The following is a 22,672-nucleotide window of genomic DNA, read 5'->3' as shown; positions in this document are numbered from 1 at the left end:
GGCGGGATCGCGTCGTGTCAGCACGTTGGGTCGCCCTCGCGCCGCGCGGGCTGAGCGCTCGCTTCCCGCTCGGATCGAGCGGAACGCCGATCAGGCGAGGCTGTGCTCGATCGCCTCCTCGTCGCAGATGACGCCCGCGGTGCCGGCGAATTCCGCTTCGCTGTCGTGGGAGGGCTGCGGCTCCGGTTTCTCGGCGGAACCGGGGGCGAAGCTCGCCATGAAAGCGCGCATCACGTGGGCGACGCCGGCCTCGGCGATGCCGCGCTGGTCTTCCTCGTAGTAGCGCCCGCCATTGGTGTGGCTCGTGATGATCTCGTAGGACGGGAAGTAGACGAGGCGCGGATCGTTGCGTTCGCAGACCTCCCCGGCGGCGGCCCGCAGCACCGCCTTCGAGTGTGCGTTGGCGACGAGCACGTGCTGGTCGCGATAGGTCGCGATCAGCGGCACCGGCGAGACGGTGAGGATGACCCGTGCCGCCGCATTCACGCTCCAGAGCCGATCGAGGAACCCGTTGACGTCGGCGATCACCTCGGCCGTGCCCGCATTGACGAAGGCGACCTCCTGCGGATCGAATTGCCCACCCGCGACCCCCGGCGCGAGGGAGAGTGCCGCCCCGTCAGCGCGGCAACGCCAGCCCTCGGTGAGGCCGAGCGTCACGACCAGCACGTCGAGGCTCTCGAAAAGGTCGCGCACCCGGCCGAGATGGGTTTCGCGGGCTTCGATCACTGCAGCCTCGTCGGCGAAGCCATCAGGTTCGATGGTCGGGCGGAACGGATCGACGAGGCGTCCATCCTCGCGCTGCCACGTCTTGAGCTGCGGATCGAAGGCACCGAAGGCCCGGTCGAAGAGCTGCACGAACTGGCGCGGGCCGTAGAGATTGCCGTAACGCGCCGAGAAGGTGCCGAACTGACGCGCGGTCGCCTCGGCCTCGCTCAACCCATCGGGCGCGGTTTCCGTGACGTGGTAGCGGAATCCGCCGCGGGCCAGCGCCTGCGAGACGCGCTGCGCGAAGCAGGAGCCGGCGGTCGCGACGCGGTCGGTGCGGGCGATGCGAAAGGTCTCGCGCGGACCCGGATCGAGGGCGAAGGGCGGCACGCCCGCCACCGCCTTGCGCCAGAAGCGCTCGGCCGGTAGATCGCGGTAAGGGTTCATCGCCTGATCCGATCCTGCACGCATGCCCGCGAGAGGCCGCGCGCCGCTTGGCCCCGCTCCCCGCCCTTTTCAAACCGCTCGCCCCGGCCGTCCGGGCCTTCGCGGCGCAGCCGTTCTCCCCGCGATCCTGGGCGAGACCGTGGCAGCGGCCGGTTGGCCGCCCGCGGATCGTGGTGATCGGCAATTGCCAGGCAGGCGGCGTCGCGCAGACCCTTCGCCTGTTGCTGCCGGGAGCCGCGGTCGAGACGCTCCTCGTCGCCGGGCTCGGCCGACGGTTCGGGCATCTCGATCGGCTGGCACACCATCTCCGGGACGCCGACCACGTCTTCTCGCATTTCTTTCCCACGGGCTTCGTCGCGGGCGGCAACGTCCACGGGCTCGCGGAACGCGTGCCGGGGCTGCGGCTGTTTCCGACGATCCTGTTTTCCGGCTTCCATCCCGATCTCATCCATGTCGGCGACGAAGCGAGCCTGAGGCTGTCCCGTCTCGTCGCCTCGCCGATCGGGCCGTATCACTCGGCAATCGCGCTCCACGGTTTTCGCCATGGGCTGAGCGTCGAGGCGACCCTGCGGCTCTATACCGGTGCCGTCTTCGAACGGCTCGGCTATTTCGACCTGTGGCAGGCGAGCGCGGACTACCTGCTGCGCACCGCCCGCGACGTCGGGTTCGGCCTGGACCGGGAATTCGCGTTGTGGAGCCGCGGCGGCGTGTTCATGCACGTCATCAACCACCCGCACCTGCACGTTTTGGGCGACATCGCCCGGCGCCTCGCCCGCGAGACCGGCTACGACCCGCTCGACATCCCGGTCGAGACCTACGCCCCCGATGCGCTGACGTTCGAGCCGGTCTGGCCGGTCCTGCCGGGAATCGCGGAGCGCTACGGCGTGCCGGGCTCGACCTTGTTCAAGAGCGACGGCCGCCGCGCCGCACCGCGCCTGCTCGATCTGCCGGATTTTGTGGCCGAGAGCTTTGCCCTCTACGCGCGGCAGCGATCGGAGGATCTCACCAATGCGCGGGTCGAGGCCTGGGAGAAGGATCCGGAGATCGGCGCGCTCTTCGGTGCAGCGTAGACCCCTTCGTCACGCAAGGGTGTCAGCCGGCGGCCCGAGGCACCCCGCTTCCGCTTTCGGCACAACGGCGAAGCAGTGAGCTTGTCGGAACCCACTCAGCCGGCGATACGACGGCCGTCTCCGAGGCTGTGCGACGCAGCCATCACGCTCGCCAGTTCCACGATCTCCCGGGCCTGGAACGGCTTCCGGATATAGATGCTACCGGGAACCGTGCGGCTCTCGATCTGCGCCGCGGTCGAGGCGTAGACGACCGGCCGCCTCGGGTGACGCTCGCGATAGGCGGCGGCCACGGCCCAGCCGTCGATCAGACCAGGCAGGAGAATGTCGGTGAGCAGCCAATCGATGGCCTCACCCCCGTCCCGCAACGTCGTCAGCGCCGCCTCGCCGCTCGACGCGGCAAGCACGCGCATGCCTTCACGCTCGCACAGCCGCGTCAGCATCTCGAGTAGCAGGTAATTGTCCTCGACGATGAGCACGGTCGGCGCGGAAGGCATGGCCCTTGTCCAGTTTGCGGCGCGCCCATCACATGGCGGAACAGTTAATGCATCATTAACTTGACCGCCGCATAGCAAGTTTTCGCAAAGCTGAGCAATGGAATGAATGAGCCTGACGCGCAGCGTCCCGTCCAGGCGCCAGCCTTCGATGCCGACGCGCTGGCGGAGTTGGCGGATCTGTTCGGCCGCCCCCGCCTGATGGAGCTGCTCGGAGTCCTGGACCACGAGATCGCAATCCGCCTCGATCCGCCCGCCAGCGAAGCGGCGCGCCTTGCCAGCGACGCCCACATCCTCGTCTCGTCGAGCGGTGCGCTCTCCTTCCACCGTCTGTCGGGCGCCTGTGCCGCCCTGGAGCAGGCCTGCCTGAGCGGCGCGGAAATCGCGGCGCCGCTGGGCGCCGCGGTTCACGCCGCCCGTCAGGCCCGGAACGCGATCGCGACGTTGCGCGGCGTGTGATGCGGCGCGTGTTGCCGCACCGCAACATCGCAGGGCAAAGCGGCGCCGTTTCTTCTCCCGCCCACGGCGCGCCGCAATCTTGGACAGAACACTGACGTCGCTGCGGTCGAGCTTGGATCGGTCGCCGGTCGGTACGGTCGCGGCAGCGCGAACCGCCGTCCGGCCCGTCTCGCAGACAGACAGCGGTGCGGGTGCTTGCGTGAGAGACACTTAACCATCCGCGGCTACACCGTTCGGGACGAAACGCTCAGGGCCGACACGGATCCGCGTCCGGTCATCGGGAGCGCCTTCAAACCGAGATTCGGAGCCGGCCCCGATCGCCAGATGATCGGAGCGGGCGCCGGCAGGACAACCGGCACGGCTCGGCCGTGAGGAGAGAGACGATGTCGACACCCGCGCGTTTCCGTGGGCTTTCCCTGACGCTGGCGCTTTGCGCCGCACTCGGCCTCGGCGCCTGCAGCAAGGACAGCGATCTTGCCGACGCGTCCGGCTTCGGTGCCGGCGGCGCCGGAGGCGCGGCCCGCCCCGGCAGCGCCCAGGATTTCGTGGTGAATATCGGCGACCGGGTGTTCTTCGAATCCGACTCGACCGATCTCACCCCGACCGCGACCGCCACCCTCGACAAGCAGGCATCGTGGCTCCAGCGCTACCCGCGCTACAGCTTCCTCATCGAGGGTCATGCCGACGAGCGCGGCACGCGGGAATACAATTACTCCCTCGGCGCCCGCCGTGCACAGACCGTGCAGGATTACCTCGCCTCCCGCGGCATCTCGGCCTCGCGGATGCGGACGGTCTCCTATGGCAAGGAGCGCCCGGTGGCGGTCTGCAACGACATCTCCTGCTGGTCGCAGAACCGGCGCTCCGTCAGCGTTCTGGACGGCGGCGCCGGCTCCTGAGACGGGTGCGGGCCCGGTTTTGCGGCCGACCGGGCCATCTGCTATCGGGTAAGTGTGCCTCATCGAACCGCCGGTCGTCGACCGTCGCCGCTCCGGCCGCGACGGCGCAGCGGAGGGTTCGGGGAGGACACGACGTCGGCCGCGAACCAGAAGACCGATCGGTGCCAGCCGCCATGTTCCGCCGCCTCCTCCTGACCCTCGGACTCGGTTTCGCGATCGCGCCAGCAGTGCTCTGCGGCGCGCGGGCGCAGGATGCGTCGGAACTCGTGGTGCGTCTCAACCGCCTCGAGAACGTGTCCCGGCAGCTCTCGGGACAGATCGAGACGCTCCAGTACGAAAACCGGCAGCTCAAGGAACAGCTTCGGAAGTTCCAGGAGGATGTCGAGTTCCGCTTCCAGGAAGGGAAGGGGAGCGCCGCCGCGCCGGCCCGCAAGGCACCGGCGCCCGCCGCGGCACCGCCCTCGGCCGCTCCCTATGGCACCAATCCCGGTGAGGGCCGGCCCGGCAAGCGCAGCGATGCCTTCGATCCCGAGCAGAACCCGAATGCGCCGGGCGCCCCGAAGCCACTCGGGACGACGCCGCCCTCGCTGCCCTTGCCGACCGGCGCCATCGCCGAGGCCGAGACACCCCTGCGCCGCTCCGTTCCCCCGACGGTGGTGGAGGCCGATGCCGATGCGTCCGAGGACGGCGATCTGCCGCCGCCCGGCTTCGGCGGTCCGGTGGATCTCTCGCCGCCGCCCTCGCGCACCGGGTCGATTGCGCCGGTCGAAGCACCCGTCGGGAGCGCCAGCATCGCCGCCACCGGCAGCGGCGACGCGCAGGCCGATTTCGAGGCCGCTTACGCTCTCATTCGCGAGCGCCAGTACGAGCAGGCCGAGATGAGCCTGCGTCAGTTCATCCAATCGCATCCGCGCGACCGGCTGGTGCCGAAGGCGACCTACTGGCTCGGTGAGAGCTACCTCCAGCGCAGCCGCTCGCGCGAGGCCGCCGAGCAGTTCCTGAAGGTATCGACCGACTACGCGAATTCGCCCGTCGCCCCCGAGGCGATGCTGAAGCTCGGCACCTCTCTGCATGCGCTCGGCGCTAAGGCCCAGGCCTGCGCCACGCTGGCCGAGGTCGAGCGCAAGTTTCCGAGCGCCGGCGCCATCGTGCGCCAGGGCGTCGAGCGCGAGCAGAAGCGCGCCCGCTGCGCCGCTTGAGCGCAGCGCCCGCGTCCCTCGACGACCGGCTCGCCAGCGCCCTCGCACCATTCCTCGAAGAACCAACTCGCCCAACCCTGCTCGCCGTCTCGGGGGGACCCGATTCCACGGCGCTGATGCACGCGGCCGCCCAAGCGGGGCGGGACCTTTTCCGCGTCGCGACGGTGGATCACGCCCTCCGGCCGGGTTCGGCCGATGAGGCGCTCGGGGTCGGGCGCCTTGCCGTCGAACTCGGCCTTGTCCACACGATTCTGACCTGGGACGCGCCGCGACATGGCAGCCGGATCCAGGCGTCGGCGCGCGGCGCCCGCTACAGGCTTCTGGCCGACCATGCCGCACGGATCGGCGCGGGCCTCATTCTCACCGCGCACACGCTGGACGATCAGGCCGAAACCGTGCTGATGCGGCTCATCGCCGGAAGCGGGCCCTCCGGGCTCGCCGGGATGCGGGACGAGCGCCCCCTGGCACCGGGCATCCGGCTGGTACGCCCCTTCTTGAGCCTCTCGAAGGCCGACCTCGTGGCCTATTGCGAGATGCACCGCCTCCCGTTCCTGCGCGATCCCTCCAACACGGATGAGCGCTTCACCCGAGCCCGGTTGCGTCGCCTTCTGCCGCTCCTGGCGGAGGAAGGCCTGAATGCGGCGCGGCTGGCCCGCCTTGCTGTTCGCGCCGGTCGGGACGACGCGGCGCTGAGGCAGCGTGCCGAGGTCGTCCTGGCGGAGATCACGCGCACGGATGAGGAAGGGCTGCGTCTCGACGGGCAACGCCTGCGTCGCGAACCGTGCGCCATCGTCTTGCGCGTCGTCGATGCGGCTCTCGACACGGTCGCGCCGACTCACGAAGCCCCCGTTCCGAAGCGCCTGGAACGGCTCGAAGCGCTCGTTCTCGATGCGCTGCTGCCGGCTCTGGCCGAGGGGAGGGCGTTGCGCCGCACCCTCCGCGGCGTCCTGATCGAGGCGGACGGGGCGGGGACGATCCGCCTTGTCGCGGCGCCGCCGCGCAGGGCGCCGGACCGCCGCCGCTAACGTTACGCGGTCGCCCTCGACGCAGGGGCAGCCGATTTACTTGGCAACCGGTGGGGCGCCGCCTACATTGGCCTGGAGTGCGTGGGGTATGCCGCGACATTGCGGGACGACGCTCGCACGCCTCCCAGGACCGATCGATGAACCCGAATTTCCGCAATTTCGCCCTGTGGGTCGTCATCTTCCTGCTGGTGCTCGCCCTCGTGACCCTGTTCCAGAACCCGGGTCACCGTGGCGGCGGCAGCGAGATCGCCTACAGCCAGCTCCTGAATGATGCCGACGCCGGCAAGATTCAGTCCGTCACGATCTCCGGCCAGGACGTGAGCGGCACCTATGTAGGCGGCGGCAACTTCTCGAGCTACGCACCGAACGACCCGGGCCTGGTCTCGAAGCTACAGGGCAAGGGCGTGCAGATCACGGCGCGCCCGCCTTCCGACAACACGCCCTGGTTCATCCAGCTTCTCGTGAGCTGGCTGCCGATCCTCGTGTTCATCGGCGCCTGGATCTTCCTCTCGCGCCAGATGCAGTCCGGCGCCGGACGCGCCATGGGCTTCGGCAAGTCGAAGGCCAAGCTCCTCAACGAAGCGCATGGGCGCGTCTCGTTCGACGACGTGGCCGGCGTCGAGGAGGCCAAGGAGGACCTTCAGGAGATCGTCGAGTTCCTGCGCGATCCCCAGAAGTTCCAGCGCCTCGGCGGCCGCATCCCGCGCGGCGTGCTGCTCGTCGGCCCGCCCGGCACCGGTAAGACCCTGATCGCCCGCGCGGTCGCAGGTGAAGCCAACGTGCCCTTCTTCACGATCTCCGGTTCGGACTTCGTCGAAATGTTCGTCGGCGTCGGCGCGTCCCGCGTGCGTGACATGTTCGAGCAGGCGAAGAAGAACGCGCCCTGCATCATCTTCATCGACGAGATCGACGCGGTCGGCCGTCACCGCGGCGCCGGCCTCGGCGGCGGCAACGACGAGCGCGAGCAGACCCTCAACCAGCTCCTCGTGGAGATGGACGGGTTCGAGGCCAACGAGGGCGTCATCATCATCGCGGCGACCAACCGCCCCGACGTGCTCGATCCGGCCCTGCTGCGTCCCGGCCGGTTCGACCGCCAGATCATGGTGCCGAACCCGGACGTCACCGGTCGCGAGCGCATCCTGCGCGTTCACGTCCGCAAGGTGCCGCTGGCGCCGGATGTCGATCTGAAGACCATCGCCCGCGGTACCCCCGGCTTCTCCGGCGCGGATCTGATGAACCTCGTCAACGAGTCGGCGCTGCTGGCGGCGCGCCGTGGCAAGCGCATCGTCACGATGCACGAGTTCGAGGACGCCAAGGACAAGGTGATGATGGGCGCTGAGCGGCGTACCCTGGTCATGACCGAGGACGAGAAGCGCCTCACCGCCTACCACGAGGGCGGCCACGCCATCGTCGCGTTGAACGTGCCGGCGACCGACCCGGTCCACAAAGCGACGATCATTCCCCGTGGCCGGGCGCTCGGCATGGTCATGCAGTTGCCCGAACGCGACAAGCTGTCGATGTCGTTCGAGCAGATGACCTCGCGGCTGGCGATCATGATGGGCGGCCGCATCGCCGAGGAGATGATCTTCGGCAAGGACAAGGTGACGTCGGGCGCCCAATCCGACATCGAGCAGGCGACGCGGCTGGCCAAGATGATGGTCACCCGCTGGGGCTTCTCGCCGGAACTCGGCACCGTGGCCTACGGCGACAACAACGACGAGGTCTTCCTCGGCATGTCGATGGGCCGTCAGCAGACGGTCTCTGAGGCAACCGCCCAGAAGATCGACGCAGAGGTGCGCCGTCTCGTCGAGGCCGGCCTGGAAGAGGCGCGTCGCATCCTCGGGGAGCGCAAGGACGATCTCGAGGCGCTGGCGCAGGGCCTGCTCGAATACGAGACCCTGTCCGGCGACGAGATCCGCAAGCTGCTCCAGGGCGAGCCGCCGGTGCGCGACTCGGGCGACGTTCCGCCGACCCCGGCCCGCGGCTCGCCGGTGCCATCGACCGGCCGTGGCCGCCCGCGCGGCAGTGACGGCGGGTTGGAGCCGAGCCCGCAGCCGCAGGGCTGAACGGCCGATCAAGGTTGGAAAAGGGGCGCCGTGAGGCGCCCTTTTTCGTGGCCATTGCGCGCCACCGCACCGGCAGGCCCTGCCTCAAGACGAGGGTGAAAAAACCCGGCGCATGTCGAGCTCGGTCTATCTCATCGTCGCCTTCGGCGCGGCCATCGCCGGCTTCGTACAAGGGCTGTCGGGCTTCGCGTTCGGCCTCGTCGCCATGTCGGTCTGGGCCTGGGTGATCGACCCGCAGCTTGCAGCGGCACTCGCGGTGACCGGTGCGCTCACGGGGCAGATCATCGCTGCGCTCACGATGCGCCGGGGCTTCGATCTCCGGCTACTGGCGCCGTTCGTGCTCGGCGGCCTTGCCGGTGTCCCGCTCGGGACGCTCCTGCTGCCGCATCTCGACATGCACTGGTTCAAGACGATCCTCGGCGCCATTCTCGTGCTCTGGTGCCCCGCGATGCTCCTGTCGAAGGATTGGCCGCGCATCACCGTCGGCGGCCGTCTCGCCGACGCTGCCGTCGGCCTTGGCGGCGGCATCCTTGGCGGTCTCGGCGGGTTCACGGGCACGCTGCCGACGCTCTGGTGCACGCTCCGCGGCTACGAGCGTGACGTGCAGCGCGCCGTCATCCAGAACTTCAATCTGTCCATGCTCGCCGTCACGCTGACCATCTACGTCGCGTCCGGGATCGTCACACGAAGCATGTTGCCGATGATCCTCGTGGTCCTGCCGGCCATGCTGATCCCGACCATCATCGGCACGCGTGCCTATATCGGCTTGAGCGAGACCGGGTTTCGCCGGCTCGTTCTCGGCCTCCTGACCGTCTCAGGCATCGCCCTGCTTCTCTCGGGCCTGCCGCAACTTCTTCGATAGAGCAGACTCCGGCCCTCGGGGAAAAAGACGAAGCACCCCCTGCTCGCCGATCCGGCTGGGCCGCCCCATTTCGAACGCCTTTATCCCGGAGCAACCGATTCACGATACCCGAGATCCGTTCTGCCGGTCGGGTGCCATTCTGATAATCTGGTCTGTGCGAACCACGCCGAGCGCGGAGAAGCGACGTTGCGCAAACACTTCGGAACCGACGGCATCCGTGGACGGGCCAACGTCGTCATCACGCCGGAACTTGCTCTCAAGGTCGGGCAGGCCGCGGGCGTGATCTTCCAACGCGGCGACCACCGCCACCGCGTCGTGATCGGCAAGGATACCCGGCTCTCGGGATACATGATCGAGACCGCGCTCGTCGCCGGCTTCACCTCCGTCGGCATGGACGTGCTGCTGCTCGGGCCGATGCCGACCCCCGCCGTCGCCATGCTGACCCGCTCGATGCGCGCCGATATCGGCGTGATGATCTCGGCCTCGCACAACCCATACGAGGATAACGGCATCAAACTCTTCGGCCCCGATGGCTTCAAGCTCAACGACGATCTCGAACTCGAGATCGAAAGCCTGATCGACGGCGACATGCGCAACCGCCTCTCCGCTTCGCGCGACCTCGGTCGCGCCAAGCGGATCGAGAGCGTGCATGCCCGCTACATCGAGTTCGCCAAGCGTACCCTGCCGCGCCACGTCACCCTGGACGGTCTGCGGGTCGTCGTCGACTGCGCCAACGGCGCAGCCTACCGCGTCGCGCCGGAAACCCTTTGGGAACTGGGCGCCGAAGTGATTTCCATCGGCGTCGAGCCGGACGGGTTCAACATCAACCACGATGTCGGCTCGACCGCGCCCGAGACCCTCGTGCAGAAGGTGCGGGAGTTGCGGGCCGATGTCGGGATCGCCCTCGATGGCGACGCCGACCGTGTGCTGATCGTCGACGAGAAGGGCCAGAAGGTCGATGGCGACCAGCTCATGGCGGCCGTGGCCCGCTCGTGGCAGGAGGACGAGCGCCTGACCCAGCCGGGACTGGTCGCGACGATCATGTCGAATCTCGGACTCGAACGCTACATCAACAGCATCGGTCTCACGCTCGCCCGCACGGCCGTCGGCGATCGCTACGTGCTCGAACATATGCGCCAGCACGGCTACAATCTCGGCGGGGAACAGTCCGGCCACATCATTATGTCGGATTACGCGACCACGGGCGACGGGCTGGTGGCCGCGCTTCAGCTCCTCAGCGTCGTCAAGCGCCGCAACCTACCCGTGAGCGAGGTGTGCCACTGCTTCGAGCCGCTGCCGCAGATCCTCAAGAACGTCCGCTTCCGCTCCGGTGAGCCCCTGCGCGCGGATTCGGTCGTCACCGCCATCGCCCATGCCAAGGACCGGCTCGGCCAGTCGGGCCGCCTGGTGATCCGCCCCTCCGGCACCGAGCCCGTGATCCGGGTGATGGCCGAGGGGGACGACCGTGATCTCGTCGCCGAGGTCGTGGACGAAGTCGTGGATGCCGTCACCCGCGCAGCGGCCTGAAGACGCCGGCCTGATGCAATGGGGTCGGGAACGGCTCCAGACCGGGCATCGGTTCGGCAACGCGAAGGGCGGAGCCGATCCGCTGCCGGGGCCGTCGCCGGCGGAAAGCACAAGCAGCGATGGTACTGATTTTCCGGCAGCTTTGCCAATCACGGCAACAGATCGGCAAGGCTAACTTTTTACGTTAAGGCCGACTTAACCTTCCTCGATCATCCTTGCATTCGCATCTCGGGCCGGCCTTCAATTTTCGGCGCGCTCGATGGGTCAAGGAAATCGTAATGCGCCGCCGCACCAAAATTCTCGCATTGGCGCGCTCCCTCACGCTCCTTGCGAGCGTCGGGGTGCCCTGCCTCGCACAAGCCGCCGACCTGCTGCCGCCGCCGCCCATGCCCGAGCCGCTGCCCGAGCCGGAAGTGTTCGCGGGCGGGTGGTATCTTCGCGTCGATGGCGGCTACGGATCGCTCGACCTGCGCAAGAGCATTGCCGAGGACGTCTCGCATCCGCCCAAGCCGTACGACTACGCCGTCGTGCAGGACAAAGTCTCCAACCAGTACTTCATCGGCGGCGGCGTCGGCTATCAGATCAATCCGTGGCTGCGCGTCGATGCGACCGGTGAGTACCGCTTCCGCAGCAAGTGGACGTTCGTGGCCGAGGACAAGACCTTCGGCGATACCGGCGGCTACAACGTCACGAGCGGGAAGTTCGATTCCATCGTCGGCCTTGCCAACGGCTATGTCGATCTCGGTACGTGGTACGGCGTGACGCCGTTCGTCGGTGCCGGCGTCGGTGTCGCCCACCACAGCTTCGGCGGCGTGACCGACAAGGGCTTCGGCGCGTATGAGGGGGGCTACGGCATCGGCCGCCACAACGAGCGGACGAACTTTGCCTGGGCGCTTCATGCCGGTCTCGGCTACGCCGTGACGCAGAACATCAGGTTCGAGGTGGCCTACCGCTACCTCAACATGGGCGAGGCCACCACCGGCGTCGTGACCTGCGCTCCGGACTGCCCGAAGACCGTCTACCGCGTGAAGGAACTGGAAGCCCACGACGTCAAGGTCGGTCTGCGCTACCTGTTCGGCGCTCCGGTCGCCGTTGCCGCGGTCGATTACGCGCCGCCGCCCCCGCTGGTGCGCAAGTACTGATCTTCCCGAACCTTCGATTGTATTGTGACGGCGCGGACACTCTCCGCGCCGTCTTTGTTTTCAAGCGGCTAAATCTCTGGTTCCCTGCCGGTTAAGGTTAAGCCGATCATAACCTTTATCGGTAAATCTGCCGGTCAATCGAGGCGCGGGCATCTCCTGCTGCCTCAGACGAGGCTTCCCATGATCGCATCGCATCGTCTGGCGCTGGCGGCCACGCTCGCGACTGGCACCCTCCTCGGGGTGCTGACCGGCTCCTTCGCGTCCCCTGCCGCCGCGGCGGATCTGCTTCCGCCGCCCCCGCCGCCGCCCGTGCAGGTCGAGCCGGTGACCATCGGCAGCGGCTGGTATCTGCGCGGCGACTTCACGCAGAGCTGGTACGACCACCCGCGCGACGACGCCATTCTCGATCCGAACGATCCCGGCATGCCGCCGCTCGTCGGGCTGCGCCTGAGTTCTGAGACCGGTTACGGCGGCGGCGTCGGCTACCAGATCAATCCGTGGCTGCGCGTCGATGCCACCATCGACCAGCGCGCCCCCTCTTCCTTCCGCGGCTACTCCTCGCGCTCGGTGTTCGAGACCGGCTACAATCTCGAAGCCGGCAAGGTCGATGTGCTGACCGGCCTCGTCAACGTCTACGCCGATATCGGAACGTGGTACGGCTTCACGCCTTACGTCGGCGCGGGCGTCGGCTTCGCCGACAAGCGCATGAGCCGCAACTACACCCAGACCACCTGCCTGATCGACGGCTGCGACGGGTCTGCGGGCACGGGACCGCGCAACGCCGCCTTCCGCGCCAACCACTCGGTCATGACCTTCGCCTGGGCTCTGACGGCCGGCTTGTCCTACGATATCGGCGCCGGCTTCAGCGTCGACGCGGCCTACCGCTACATCGATCTCGGCCGGATCCGCAGCGGACTGGACGAGTTCGGCGGCCTCACCCGCGTCAAGGATCTGACGGCCAGCGAATTCCGGGTCGGCCTTCGCTACCGCTTCGCCGACGGCCTGCTCGCCTCTCCGGTTCGGAACTTCGGCAACTGAATCGACCAACACGGTTTCAGAACCGCACGGCGTCCGGGCTTGCCCCCGGGCGCCGTTCTCGTTTGGGCCGTCGCACAGAACGCTCGCGTCTCGCGCCGAAAACGATAGGTGAGGGCATGATCCCGCGATCTCGGAACGCCATCCAATGTTGGTCCGGCACGAAAAATTAAGGTTACTGAACTAGTACGAAAGGGTCAGCCCGGCGCAGCAACGGCCCGGTGCGTGAGGACGACGACGATGCGTATCGCGACCCTGGCTCTACTGACGACCGTTCTGGTTTCACCCGCTCTCGCTGCCGATCTCGATTACGGCGTGCTGCGCGGCTACGACGATGATTACCCGGCACCGGCTCCGATCATCGACTGGAGCGGGTTCTATGTCGGTGGGCATGGCGGATACTCGTCAGCGGCCCTCGGTTTCGGCAACGCCTTTCAGCCGATCGTGGCAAACGCGCTCCGGTATACCGTCGCGGAGGCGGAGATGAACGCATCTCATCTTCTCGCGGCACGCGCTACCCATTCTGGCGGGGCGAGCTACGGCGTGTTTGCCGGCGTCAACTACCAGTTCGAAGATGTCGTCGTGGGCTTCGAGGCCGATTATACGTACTTTGGTCAGAGTGGAACCACTTCCGATCAAATCGCCCGCTACATGATCACGAAGGACAACTTTCTTAGTACTGTCAATCTAAGCGGCCAAGCCAGCACAAAAATACAAGACTATGGGACGATCAGAGGCCGACTTGGCTACGCCTTTGGCAATTTCCTTCCCTTCGTTACGGGCGGCTTGGCACTCGGCCGGGCGACTGTCCGCGACACGGTTACAATTCAGGATTACGGCTACAATAATACAACTTACGCCACCAATCAGACGGGCACTACGAAATCATACATCGACAACGATGGCTACTCGGTCTTCTTCCAGAATAATCCGCCCGGCAGCATCCCGGCGCCCGGTACAGTTCACGGAACCACGAAGAAGGTCACCGTAGCCGGCATCGCCGTCGGTGGTGGCCTCGAATACGCCATCACGCCGAACTTCCTGCTCCGCGGCGAGTATCAATACGTCCTGTTCAACGACTTTCAGGGCCATAAGGCCGAGTTGAACACTGTGCGTGGCGGCGCCGCCATCAAGTTCTGACGCGGGACCGAGACCGGAGAGCCGCCATGCGCCATCTGCTTCTGCTCACGGCCGCGACGCTCGTCGGCTTCTCTGCCGCGATGACGCATGCGCAAGCCGAGAGCCGCAATCGGCATCTCAGGACACGCCCCACCGTCACGGCACTCCCCCCAGAAATGCCCTATCGCGATCCGCGCCCGCGCTTTCGCGCGTCGCCGCCGGTCGAGCGGTTCGCCGTCCGGGCCTACGTGCCGCGGCCGACCAATCAGCCGATGTTCAATGAGCCCCCGCAGCCGTTGCGTTGACCCGCGGTCAACTGTCGAGCTCGCTGTCCCAGTAGAGGTAGTCGAGCCAAGTGTGGTGATACTGGCGGTGGTCGAACTCCGGTTGGCGGCGGTGCAGCTCGTGCCGCGTCGGCCGGTGCGGCTCGTTGAGCAGAGGCATCTCAGCCTCGTGCGGCGTGCGATTGGCCTTGCGCAGATTGCAGGGTGAGCAGGCCGCCACGACGTTCTCCCAGGTGGAGAGGCCGCCGCGTGAGCGGGGCACGACGTGATCGAAGGTCAGCCCGCCCGAGGGGAGACGCAGACCGCAATACTGGCAGGAGAAGGTGTCGCGCAGGTAGATGTTGTAGCGGGTGAAGGCTGGGCTGCGGGCCAGCGCGACGTAGCTCTTGAGGGCGACCACGCTCGGCACCTTGAGGGACCGGCTGGGACTGTGCGCCTCGACATCGTAGTTCGCGACCAAAGTGACGCGATCGAGGAACAGCGCCGTGAATGCGTCCTTCCAGGACCACAACGAGAGCGGGTTGTAGGAAAGCGGCCTGTAATCCGCGTTGAGCACCAGGGTTTGCAGATCGATCATCGACGCCACTCACTGCTCGTGACGGCGCCCCTCGGGCGCCTCGGCCTCGGACGCCGAAGGTCCGAAGGGCCATGCCGTACCCGCGACAACCGGAGCCCAGGGGGCGCCTCGGAACCGTGCCGGAGGGCATGACGCCCCGACACGGCCGCGAGTCCGCAGGCTGTCGCGCGCGCTCGCGCCAAACCCATGGCCTCAGCGCGTCGCGCTCGGGCGGGTTGGCGGGAATCGAAAGGTTGGGAGGGATCTTGACGCCAACAGCTTCCCCGACCGGCGAATCCTGCCGGTTCGAACCGAAGCGTGGCGGGGCGGACGATCAGCGCCGCCTCCTCGCTGCGTGAGGATATGGCCAAGTCCATCGCGGCTTAGTGTAATATCAGCGTGACAAGCTTGTGAAGGCGAACCGACCGTCCGTGACGTCGCGGCCAATGATTTTCCTTTGAATTGGCGTCGATCGCTCCGTTCCGCACGCTTTTGCCCCATTACGCGGGCAGACAGGCCGGGCCGACGCGCCGTTGTGCGTTGCAAAAAGTTTGGCGGCGCGCCCCTCGGCAAGTCACGCCGTGCCCCTAGCTCAAGGGCTGTGCTGGATACCGAGCCCCATGAGCGCGGCGCAGACGGCTGTGGTCGCGCGCGACACCATCCGCGAACTGGCCGGCCAGGCTGCCCTGGCGCCGATCACCCGACGCGATCCCGTTCCCCGCGAAGGACGACGATGTTACGACACTCCCTTCTCACCCGTGTCCGCCACATGATGCGCAGCAAGGCCCTGATCGCGGCATTGACCGCGGCGGCTCTGCTGCCGAATGCGGCCGTGGGGCAGGGGACTCCGCCTGGCGCGCCAGCGCCGGCCGCTCAGTCGGCACCGACCCCGAAGCACCAGACGGCGGCGCCACCGGCGAACGGTCAACCGCCTGCAACGGACGGGCAGGCCGCGCCGGCTGCCAAGCCGGCCGCGCCCAAGGTGCCCGTCTCGGAGGCGCTGCAAACGCTCCGCGACCGGCTCGACGCCATCAAGGCGGATCTCGAATCGCGGGAAAAGGCGATTTCCGGACAGAATGTCGGGGCGGGCGACCTGACCCGCGCGCGCGACGGGCTCGACCCGCTCGCCGACCGGCTGCGGTCGGTGATCGAGCTGCTCGGGCCGCGGCTGGAAGCCGCGCGCGAGCGGCTGACGCAAATCGGCCCGAAGCCGAAGGAGGGCGAGGAGGGCGAGGAGGTCGCGCGTGAGCGGGCCGAGCGCGAGCAGGCGGTCAACGACATCGACGGCACCCAGCGCCTGGCCAAGTCGCTGCTGGTGCAGAGCGACCAGATCGTCGATCAGATCTCGAATCGCCGTCGCGCCGCCTTCACCCGCGGCCTGTTCGAGCGCAGTTCCTCGCTGCTCAGCCCCGACCTGTGGATGCGGGTCGCCGCCGACATTCCGCGGGACCTCAGCTCGCTGCGCAGCGGTGTCGACGACACCGTCTCTCTGTTCCGCCGCAACGGCACCCTGTGGAACCTGCTGGTTCTCGGCCTTGCCTTCGGCCTGTCCTTCGCCCTGTATTTCGGGCGCCGCAACATCGCTCCGGCGCTTGGCCGCCGGGACATCAACGTCACCACGCCGTCGAAGCGTGCCAAGCTTTTGGGTGCATGGCGCGTGCTCCTGCTCGGCACGCTACCGGCGCTGGCGGGCAGCTACGCGGTCTATTACGCCCTCGACGTCACCGAGTTGCTGCCCGCTCGGTTCCTGCCGGTCGCCAGCATCATTCTCGGCGGCATCGCCTTCATCGCCTTCGTCGAGGCGACCGCCGACGCGCTGCTCGCCGTCAACAAGCCGGCTTGGCGTCCGGCGCCGGTCTCGGACGCCGCGGCATGGCGAATCAACGCGCTCGCCGTCAGCATCGCCGTGGTCATCACGGTGTCGAAATCGACCGAGGCGCTGAACTCGGCGATCTACGCCGCGCTGCCGATTTCCATCGCCACCCGCGGCATCGGGGCCGTCACGGCCGCGTTGTTGCTCGCCATTGGCCTCCATCGCTTCGCCGACACCGCGGAGAAGGAGGAAGAGTGCTTCGGCCCCTATGTCGGCACCGATACCTCGGCCAATATCGGCGGGCCGCTGCGGTTGCTCGGCTGGGTCGCGGTCGCGGTGATCGCGGTGGCCCCCTTCGTGGGCTACGTCGCGCTCTCGGCCTTCCTCGTCGATCAGTTGATCTGGAGCGCGAGCGTCCTCGTCCTGCTCTGGCTCCTCATCATGAGCGTCGATGTGCTGATCGGCGGCTCGCTGTGCGAGGAGACCCGCCTCGCCACGACGCTCCAGGCCAATACCGGGCTGCGCAAGCGCTCGCTCAACCAGATCGCGGTGCTGGTGACGGGCTTCGGCCGGGTCGTGCTGATCGCCGTCGCGGCACTTCTGACACTCGCGCCCTGGGGGCTCGATTCGACGGACGTGTTCTCCTCGATCCGCACGGCCTTCTTCGGCTTCAAGGTCGGCGACGTCACGATCTCGCTGTCCTCCATCGCCTACGGCATCGGCATCCTCGGGGTCGGCGTGTTCATCACCCGCGGCGTGCAGCGCTGGCTGGAGAACACCTACCTGCCGGCGACCGACCTCGATGCCGGCCTGCGCAACTCGATCTCGACGGTCGCGGGCTATGTCGGCTTCCTGGTCGCCCTGGCGCTGTCCTTCTCGTATCTGGGCCTCAGCCTCGAGAAGCTCACCATCGTCGCCGGCGCGCTCTCGGTCGGTATCGGTTTCGGTCTTCAGTCGATCGTCAACAACTTCGTCTCGGGCCTGCTGCTGCTCTGGGAGCGTCCGATCCGGGTCGGCGATCAGGTGCTGATCGGCGACAGCGAGGGCATCGTGAAGCGGATCTCGGTGCGCTCCACCGAAATCCAGACCTTCGACCGCTCGGCCGTGATCGTGCCGAACTCGAACCTGATCTCCGGCATCGTGAAGAACCGCGTGCGCGGCGACCGAACCGGGCGAGTCATCCTCTCCGTCAGCGTCCTGCGCAGCAAGGATCCGGTCCAGGCCGCCGAGATGATGGTCGCCTGCGCCAAGGCCCATCCGGACGTGCTCAAGGAGCCGCCGCCGCGGGTGGTGTTCAAGAAGATCGGCGATCCCTTCCTCGAGTTCGAGCTGGTCGCCATGGTGGTCGACGTCAACCTCGGCCAGAAGGTGCAGAGCGACCTCAATTTCTCGGTGTTCAAGACCCTGGCGGATGCCGAGTTCATCCCGCCGATGGGCCCGGCTTCGAGTTTCATCACCGTCCAGGGTCTGGAACCGGTCCGCGACGCGCTCGGACAGATCGCTCACGCGGTCGGCAGCTCGGCCACGCAGGTGATCGCACCCGCGGCCTCTGGAGCGGGCGATGCCAGGAAGAGTTCGGAGCCGGAGGAAACCGCTCCCCGCAGCCCGGCGAACGAATCGCAGGATGTGAACCGTCGGCGCCACGGATAGGCACGAGCGGCCTTCGGAAAAACGCCGCCGGGCCTGAGGATATCGGGGCCGGCGGCACCGATACACTTGAGTTTACCGGGCGCAGGGGCCACCTCATTCCCCTGTTCACCGGAAAGCCGTTGTCGTGCTCGGACTTCAGACCCTCCTTGCCGCGCCTGCGGTCCTCGCTCTCGTCGCCCTGCTTCAGGGTTGTGCGGGGAAGATGACGCCCGACACCACTGGGCTGCCGAGCATGTATCTGCCGCTCACCACGGGCAGCACCGCGGTGGATACGGCGGCGGCCCGGGACATGATCTCGGCCTATCGCAGCAACAACGGCGCCGCCCCGCTCGTCATCGATCCCGAATTGCAGCGGCTCGCCGAGACCGAGGCCGCCGCCATGGCCGCTTCGGACCGTCCGAGTAAGAGCCAAACGGTGCGCGCGGCTGTGACCCGGCTCGGCTATGACGGGGCGGATGCCAACCTCTCGGCGGGCTACCACACGCTGGCAGAGGCGTTCTCGGGCTGGCGCGACAGCCCTCCGCACCGGGCGGTCATGCTGTCTCCGGAGGCGACGCGAATGGGCATCGCCACCGCTTACGCGCCGGGCTCCAAATACAAGGTCTACTGGGCCTTGCTGGTCGCCAAGTAACCGCGAGCGGCGCAGACGCCCTCAGGGTACGGCTTTGCCGTTCGGCGTCGGCGGCGGCTCGGCGAGAAGCGTGACCGTGACCCGGCGGTTGGCCGCGAGATAGGGGTTGTCGGGAAACATCGGCTCGGTGTCAGCCTTGCCCGTGACCGAGGCGAAGCGGTCGTCCGGCAGGCCGGCGCCGGCCAGGACGTCGCGCACGCTCAGCGCGCGGTTGGCCGAGAGTTCCCAAGGCGGAGCGGTGTCGCGGGTGCCGGGACGGGTGGTCGCGGTGAAGCCGGTCACGGCGATGCGGTTCGGCAGCTTCATCAGCGTCGGCGCCAGTCGTTCGAGCAGCCGGCGGGTGCGGTCGTTGGGGCGGCTCGATCCTTCGGGGAACATCGAGCGGCCGTCCTGATCGACGATGGAGACGTCGAGCCCCTTCCGGTTCGGCGCGATGATGACGTTCTTCGACAATTCCGCCACTTCCGGCATGTCCTGCATCGCCTGCCGCAGGGAGGCGGCGGCCTGGCCGAAGGCGTCGGGATAGCCGCGGTCGGGAATGCCGTCGTCGAGGCCGCTATCGATCTGCGGCGGCGTCGTGCGATCGGTGGCGCGCTCGGGGGGCACGTCGCGCAGGTGCTTGAACTTGTCCGCGGTCGGAATTCCTTCGCTCTCCAGGATACCGGCGAACTTCGATTCCTTGTTCACGCCGAAGGCGTCGCGCATCGAGCCGGCGACGACCTGGAGTTTCTTCTGGTCCTGCGTCGAGTAGGCGGCGATCATGACGAAGAAGCTCATCAGGAGCGCCATCAGGTCGGCGAAGGTCACGAACCAGCCGTGACCGCCATGGGCGCCGCCGCGCTTCTTCTTGGCCACCGCTCAAACCCCCGTTACGCCGCTTCCGCAGCGAGTTCTTCGCGGTGGTTGGCCGGCAGGTAGGCAATGAGCATCTCGCGCACCAGCGAGGGGCTCTTCTGATCGCGGATCAGCAGGATGCCGTCGATGATGAGGGAGCGCGAGACGTCCTCCTCCTCGAGCTTGACGTGCAGCTTGTCGGCGATCGGCAGGGTGATCATGTTGGCGATCAGCGCGCCGTAGAGCGTCGCAAGCAGCGCGGTCGCCATGGCGGGGCCGAGCTTCGAGGGATCGGACATGTTGGCGAACATCGTCACCATGCCGAGGATGGTGCCGATCATGCCCCAGGCTGGGGCGCAGTCGCCGAAGGCGCGGTAGATCTTCGAGCCCTCGTCGAGATGCATCAGGAAGTTGTCGCGGTCGCGTTCCATCGTGTCGCGAATGAAGTCGCGATCGTAGCCGTCGGCGATATAGCGCGCGCCCTGGGCCAGGAACGGATCGGAAATCTCCATGTTTTCCAGGGCGATCGGGCCGGACTTGCGCACGACGTCGGCAATCTTGGTGATCTCTTCGATCAGCTCGTGCGGCTTCACCGAGCGCATGGTGAAGGCGTAGCGCAGGCCCATCGGCAGGCCGTGCAGCATGGTCGAGAAGGGAAAGCGGATCATCGTCGCGGCGATCGCGCCGCCGAAGATGACGATCACGGCGTGTTTGTCGAAGTAGGCCGCGAAGTTGCCGCCGTCGATCATGATCAGCGTGAACACCACGCCGACCCCGCCGACAAGCCCGATACCGGTTGCGAGATCCATGACGCCGATGTCCGAAGCCCGGCCAATCGTGCAGGCCGTCCCCAACTTCTAAAAAAACAGGCTGAAGGAACGGTAAAGGGGCTTGGAGGAAGCGACCGTTCCCCGTCATGTGCCGTTCAGGGGCGGACAGCCATAAGTCCCCGTGCCGATTGACCGAGTGGCCCTGCGCGGAGAACCGCAGGCTCTCGGTGGGGCGGCGCCGGGACGTTCCGGTTCCAACGTTGAGATCCCCACGGCTTGTGGCCGGACGGGGCGGGGAGCGAAAGCACGATGTCGATGATTCGCCTCTATGCGCGGGTGCTCGGCCTGCTGGGAGCGGAAAAGCGGCTGGCCGCCGGCTTGATCGCGGCCAATGTCGCGCTCGCGGTGGCAGCCTTTGCCGAGCCGCTGATCATGGGCCGCATCATCGACGGCCTGACCCATCTCTCCAAGGACGCGCCCGCGACCACGCTCGCGCCCTGGATCGTCGCATGGGTCGTGTTCGGCCTGTTCACCATCGGGGCGGGCGTCGCGATCGCCCTGCATTCCGACCGACTCGCCCACCGCAACCGGCTCTCGACCATGGCGAACTTCTTCGAGCACGTGCTCGAACTGCCGATCGCCTTCCATTCGTCCAACCATTCCGGCCGCGTCCTGAAGGCGATGCTGGAAGGCACGAATGCCATGGCCTGGGTCTGGCTCAACTTCTTCCGCGAGCACTTCTCCGCGCTGCTCTCGGTCGGCGTGCTCCTGCCGCTGACGCTGTTCGTGAACTGGCGTCTCGGCGCGATCCTCGTCGTGCTGGTTCTCGCCTTCACGGCGCTCGCCAGCTACGTCCTGCGCCGGACCGAGACGCTCCAGGGCGAGGTCGAGGAGTTCCAGTCGGGGCTGGCCGCCCACGCCTCCGACGCGCTCGGCAACGTCGCGGTGATCCAGTCCTTCACCCGTGCGCGCGCCGAGAAGGAGGCGATGCGCACCATCATCCAGGACCTGCTCCGCGTGCAGATCCCGGTCCTGTCGTGGTGGGCGCTGGCCAACGTCGCCACCCGCGCCTCCGGCACGCTGACCATGACCGCGATCTTCATCACCGGCATCGCCCTGCACCAGAAGGGTGCGGCCACGGTCGGCGAGATCGTCGCCTTCATGAGCCTCGCCACCATGCTCGTGACCAAGCTCGACCACGTCGTGACCTTCGTGAACGGCGTGTTCATGCAGGCCCCGAAGATGCGCGAGTTCTTCGAGGTGTTCGACACCGTGCCGACCGTCCGCGACCGGCCGCATGCCAAGCATGTCGCCCGGTTCGAGGGCGAGGTGACCTTCGACGAGGTTGCCTTCTCCTATGACGGCCGCCGCAGCGCTCTGGACGGCGTGTCCTTCGCCGCCCGCCCCGGCGAGACGGTGGCGCTCGTCGGCACCACGGGTTCGGGCAAGTCCACTACGCTGGGCCTGCTGCACCGGACCTTCGATCCCGATGCCGGCGCCATCCGCATCGACGGCATCGACATCCGCGACATCGGCCTGTCGAGCCTGCGCCACAACATCGGCGTCGTCTTCCAGGAGCCGATGCTGTTCAATCGCTCGATCCGCGAGAACCTCCAGGTCGGCCGCCCCGACGCGACCGATGCCGAGATGCTCGACGCCCTCGATCGGGCACAGGCCAGCGAGTTCATGGCGCGCCAGCCCGATGGACTCGACACGATCATCGGCGAGCGCGGCCGGTCGCTGTCCGGTGGCGAGCGCCAGCGCCTCTCCATCGCGCGGGCGTTGCTGAAGAACCCGCCGATGCTGATCCTCGACGAGGCGACCAGCGCCCTCGACGCGGCGACCGAGCGCAAGCTGCAGCAGGCGCTGGAGACGGTGATGGAGGGACGCACGACCTTCGTGATCGCCCACCGCCTCGCCACGATCCGCAACGCCGACCGCATCCTCGTGTTCGAGAACGGCAAAATCGTCGAGGCCGGCAATTTCGACGAACTCGTCGCCCTCAACCAGCGCTTCGCCACGCTCGCCCGGGCTCAGTTCATGGCGGCCGAGGCCGAGGACGACATGCCGCTGGCCGCCTGAGGCAAGCCA

At 67.5% G+C, this 22,672-nt stretch carries 20 protein-coding genes; 15 read left to right on the top strand and 5 right to left on the bottom strand.

The window, feature by feature from the left end:
• Nucleotides 1-90 precede the first annotated feature (90 nt).
• Complete coding sequence (locus tag OVA30_RS20895) at nucleotides 91-1,152, bottom strand: GSCFA domain-containing protein (protein WP_268176702.1); 1,062 nt, start codon at nucleotides 1,150-1,152, stop codon at nucleotides 91-93.
• 47 nt (nucleotides 1,153-1,199) lie between these two features.
• Here OVA30_RS20895 and OVA30_RS20890 point away from each other — a divergent pair, with 47 nt between their 5' ends.
• Nucleotides 1,200-2,222 (top strand): WcbI family polysaccharide biosynthesis putative acetyltransferase, encoded by a 1,023-nt coding sequence (locus OVA30_RS20890; RefSeq protein WP_268176701.1) that lies wholly within the window; start codon nucleotides 1,200-1,202, stop codon nucleotides 2,220-2,222.
• 95 nt (nucleotides 2,223-2,317) lie between these two features.
• Here OVA30_RS20890 and OVA30_RS20885 read toward each other — a convergent pair whose 3' ends face one another.
• Nucleotides 2,318-2,716 carry a response regulator gene (locus OVA30_RS20885; RefSeq protein ID WP_268176699.1) on the bottom strand — a complete coding sequence of 133 codons (399 nt, stop codon included), beginning with the start codon at nucleotides 2,714-2,716 and terminating at the stop codon, nucleotides 2,318-2,320.
• A gap of 102 nt (nucleotides 2,717-2,818) precedes the next feature.
• Between OVA30_RS20885 and OVA30_RS20880 the strand changes: the two genes are divergently transcribed.
• The 11 genes from OVA30_RS20880 (at nucleotide 2,819) to OVA30_RS20830 (ending at nucleotide 14,348) form a co-directional block, all read left to right on the top strand.
• Complete coding sequence (locus OVA30_RS20880; RefSeq protein ID WP_003601508.1) at nucleotides 2,819-3,172, top strand: hypothetical protein; 354 nt, start codon at nucleotides 2,819-2,821, stop codon at nucleotides 3,170-3,172.
• Nucleotides 3,173-3,555: 383 nt separating this feature from the next.
• Nucleotides 3,556-4,068 (top strand): peptidoglycan-associated lipoprotein Pal, encoded by a 513-nt coding sequence (gene pal, locus OVA30_RS20875; RefSeq protein WP_056116883.1) that lies wholly within the window; start codon nucleotides 3,556-3,558, stop codon nucleotides 4,066-4,068.
• Between the two features lie 173 nt (nucleotides 4,069-4,241).
• Entirely contained in the window at nucleotides 4,242-5,267 is a 1,026-nt protein-coding gene (gene ybgF, locus OVA30_RS20870; protein ID WP_268176696.1) for a tol-pal system protein YbgF, read from the top strand.
• Entirely contained in the window at nucleotides 5,264-6,292 is a 1,029-nt protein-coding gene (gene tilS, locus OVA30_RS20865; protein ID WP_268176695.1) for a tRNA lysidine(34) synthetase TilS, read from the top strand. Before ybgF ends, tilS begins: the two co-directional genes overlap by 4 nt.
• Nucleotides 6,293-6,429: 137 nt before the next feature.
• The gene (ftsH, locus tag OVA30_RS20860) at nucleotides 6,430-8,358 is read left to right on the top strand and encodes an ATP-dependent zinc metalloprotease FtsH (protein ID WP_003601516.1); all 1,929 of its coding nucleotides are present in this window, start codon (nucleotides 6,430-6,432) and stop codon (nucleotides 8,356-8,358) included.
• A 112-nt stretch (nucleotides 8,359-8,470) separates the two neighbouring features.
• On the top strand, nucleotides 8,471-9,220 hold the full coding sequence (locus OVA30_RS20855; RefSeq protein WP_268176694.1) for a sulfite exporter TauE/SafE family protein: 750 nt from the start codon (nucleotides 8,471-8,473) through the stop codon (nucleotides 9,218-9,220).
• Nucleotides 9,221-9,406: 186 nt separating this feature from the next.
• A complete protein-coding gene (gene glmM / locus OVA30_RS20850; protein WP_003601519.1) occupies nucleotides 9,407-10,747 on the top strand; it encodes a phosphoglucosamine mutase in 1,341 nt (446 codons plus the stop codon).
• Nucleotides 10,748-11,025: 278 nt separating this feature from the next.
• The gene (locus OVA30_RS20845) at nucleotides 11,026-11,889 is read left to right on the top strand and encodes an outer membrane protein (RefSeq protein WP_268176693.1); all 864 of its coding nucleotides are present in this window, start codon (nucleotides 11,026-11,028) and stop codon (nucleotides 11,887-11,889) included.
• 180 nt (nucleotides 11,890-12,069) lie between these two features.
• A complete protein-coding gene (locus OVA30_RS20840; protein ID WP_268176692.1) occupies nucleotides 12,070-12,927 on the top strand; it encodes an outer membrane protein in 858 nt (285 codons plus the stop codon).
• A 237-nt stretch (nucleotides 12,928-13,164) separates the two neighbouring features.
• Nucleotides 13,165-14,064, top strand: coding sequence for an outer membrane protein (locus OVA30_RS20835; RefSeq protein ID WP_268176691.1), 900 nt, complete (start codon nucleotides 13,165-13,167; stop codon nucleotides 14,062-14,064).
• Between the two features lie 26 nt (nucleotides 14,065-14,090).
• Nucleotides 14,091-14,348, top strand: coding sequence for a hypothetical protein (locus OVA30_RS20830; protein ID WP_268176690.1), 258 nt, complete (start codon nucleotides 14,091-14,093; stop codon nucleotides 14,346-14,348).
• A 7-nt stretch (nucleotides 14,349-14,355) separates the two neighbouring features.
• Here the strand turns inward: OVA30_RS20830 and OVA30_RS20825 are convergent, their stop codons facing one another.
• Nucleotides 14,356-14,904 carry an HNH endonuclease gene (locus OVA30_RS20825; protein ID WP_003601528.1) on the bottom strand — a complete coding sequence of 183 codons (549 nt, stop codon included), beginning with the start codon at nucleotides 14,902-14,904 and terminating at the stop codon, nucleotides 14,356-14,358.
• Nucleotides 14,905-15,616: 712 nt separating this feature from the next.
• Between OVA30_RS20825 and OVA30_RS20820 the strand changes: the two genes are divergently transcribed.
• Nucleotides 15,617-18,346 (top strand): DUF3772 domain-containing protein, encoded by a 2,730-nt coding sequence (locus tag OVA30_RS20820; protein WP_268176688.1) that lies wholly within the window; start codon nucleotides 15,617-15,619, stop codon nucleotides 18,344-18,346.
• A 124-nt stretch (nucleotides 18,347-18,470) separates the two neighbouring features.
• Entirely contained in the window at nucleotides 18,471-18,977 is a 507-nt protein-coding gene (locus OVA30_RS20815; RefSeq protein WP_268176687.1) for a CAP domain-containing protein, read from the top strand.
• Nucleotides 18,978-18,998: 21 nt separating this feature from the next.
• On the opposite strand, the gene OVA30_RS20810 is transcribed toward OVA30_RS20815, so the two are convergent.
• Together OVA30_RS20810 and OVA30_RS20805 are read right to left on the bottom strand one after the other, a co-directional pair.
• Entirely contained in the window at nucleotides 18,999-19,832 is an 834-nt protein-coding gene (locus OVA30_RS20810) for an OmpA/MotB family protein (protein WP_003603020.1), read from the bottom strand.
• A 14-nt stretch (nucleotides 19,833-19,846) separates the two neighbouring features.
• The gene (locus OVA30_RS20805) at nucleotides 19,847-20,620 is read right to left on the bottom strand and encodes a motility protein A (protein ID WP_003603019.1); all 774 of its coding nucleotides are present in this window, start codon (nucleotides 20,618-20,620) and stop codon (nucleotides 19,847-19,849) included.
• 270 nt (nucleotides 20,621-20,890) lie between these two features.
• Here OVA30_RS20805 and OVA30_RS20800 point away from each other — a divergent pair, with 270 nt between their 5' ends.
• A complete protein-coding gene (locus OVA30_RS20800) occupies nucleotides 20,891-22,663 on the top strand; it encodes a glucan ABC transporter ATP-binding protein/ permease (protein ID WP_265223692.1) in 1,773 nt (590 codons plus the stop codon).
• Nucleotides 22,664-22,672 lie beyond the last annotated feature (9 nt).

The organism is Methylorubrum sp. SL192, from assembly GCF_026672325.1.
Classification (GTDB): domain Bacteria; phylum Pseudomonadota; class Alphaproteobacteria; order Rhizobiales; family Beijerinckiaceae; genus Methylobacterium; species Methylobacterium extorquens.
This window is presented reverse-complemented; position numbering and strand designations above follow the sequence as displayed.

Excerpts from the sequence above, each read along its gene's own strand:
- pal (WP_056116883.1), top strand. The coding sequence starts at position 3,556 with ATGTCGACACCCGCGCGTTTCCGTGGGCTTTCCCTGACGCTGGCGCTT.
- OVA30_RS20895 (WP_268176702.1), bottom strand. The coding sequence starts at position 1,152 with ATGAACCCTTACCGCGATCTACCGGCCGAGCGCTTCTGGCGCAAGGCG.
- OVA30_RS20840 (WP_268176692.1), top strand. The coding sequence starts at position 12,070 with ATGATCGCATCGCATCGTCTGGCGCTGGCGGCCACGCTCGCGACTGGC.
- OVA30_RS20825 (WP_003601528.1), bottom strand. The coding sequence starts at position 14,904 with ATGATCGATCTGCAAACCCTGGTGCTCAACGCGGATTACAGGCCGCTT.
- OVA30_RS20830 (WP_268176690.1), top strand. The coding sequence starts at position 14,091 with ATGCGCCATCTGCTTCTGCTCACGGCCGCGACGCTCGTCGGCTTCTCT.
- OVA30_RS20805 (WP_003603019.1), bottom strand. The coding sequence starts at position 20,620 with ATGGATCTCGCAACCGGTATCGGGCTTGTCGGCGGGGTCGGCGTGGTG.
- OVA30_RS20835 (WP_268176691.1), top strand. The coding sequence starts at position 13,165 with ATGCGTATCGCGACCCTGGCTCTACTGACGACCGTTCTGGTTTCACCC.
- ftsH (WP_003601516.1), top strand. The coding sequence starts at position 6,430 with ATGAACCCGAATTTCCGCAATTTCGCCCTGTGGGTCGTCATCTTCCTG.
- OVA30_RS20885 (WP_268176699.1), bottom strand. The coding sequence starts at position 2,716 with ATGCCTTCCGCGCCGACCGTGCTCATCGTCGAGGACAATTACCTGCTA.
- OVA30_RS20855 (WP_268176694.1), top strand. The coding sequence starts at position 8,471 with ATGTCGAGCTCGGTCTATCTCATCGTCGCCTTCGGCGCGGCCATCGCC.
- ybgF (WP_268176696.1), top strand. The coding sequence starts at position 4,242 with ATGTTCCGCCGCCTCCTCCTGACCCTCGGACTCGGTTTCGCGATCGCG.
- OVA30_RS20820 (WP_268176688.1), top strand. The coding sequence starts at position 15,617 with ATGTTACGACACTCCCTTCTCACCCGTGTCCGCCACATGATGCGCAGC.
- OVA30_RS20845 (WP_268176693.1), top strand. The coding sequence starts at position 11,026 with ATGCGCCGCCGCACCAAAATTCTCGCATTGGCGCGCTCCCTCACGCTC.
- OVA30_RS20880 (WP_003601508.1), top strand. The coding sequence starts at position 2,819 with ATGAATGAGCCTGACGCGCAGCGTCCCGTCCAGGCGCCAGCCTTCGAT.
- OVA30_RS20800 (WP_265223692.1), top strand. The coding sequence starts at position 20,891 with ATGTCGATGATTCGCCTCTATGCGCGGGTGCTCGGCCTGCTGGGAGCG.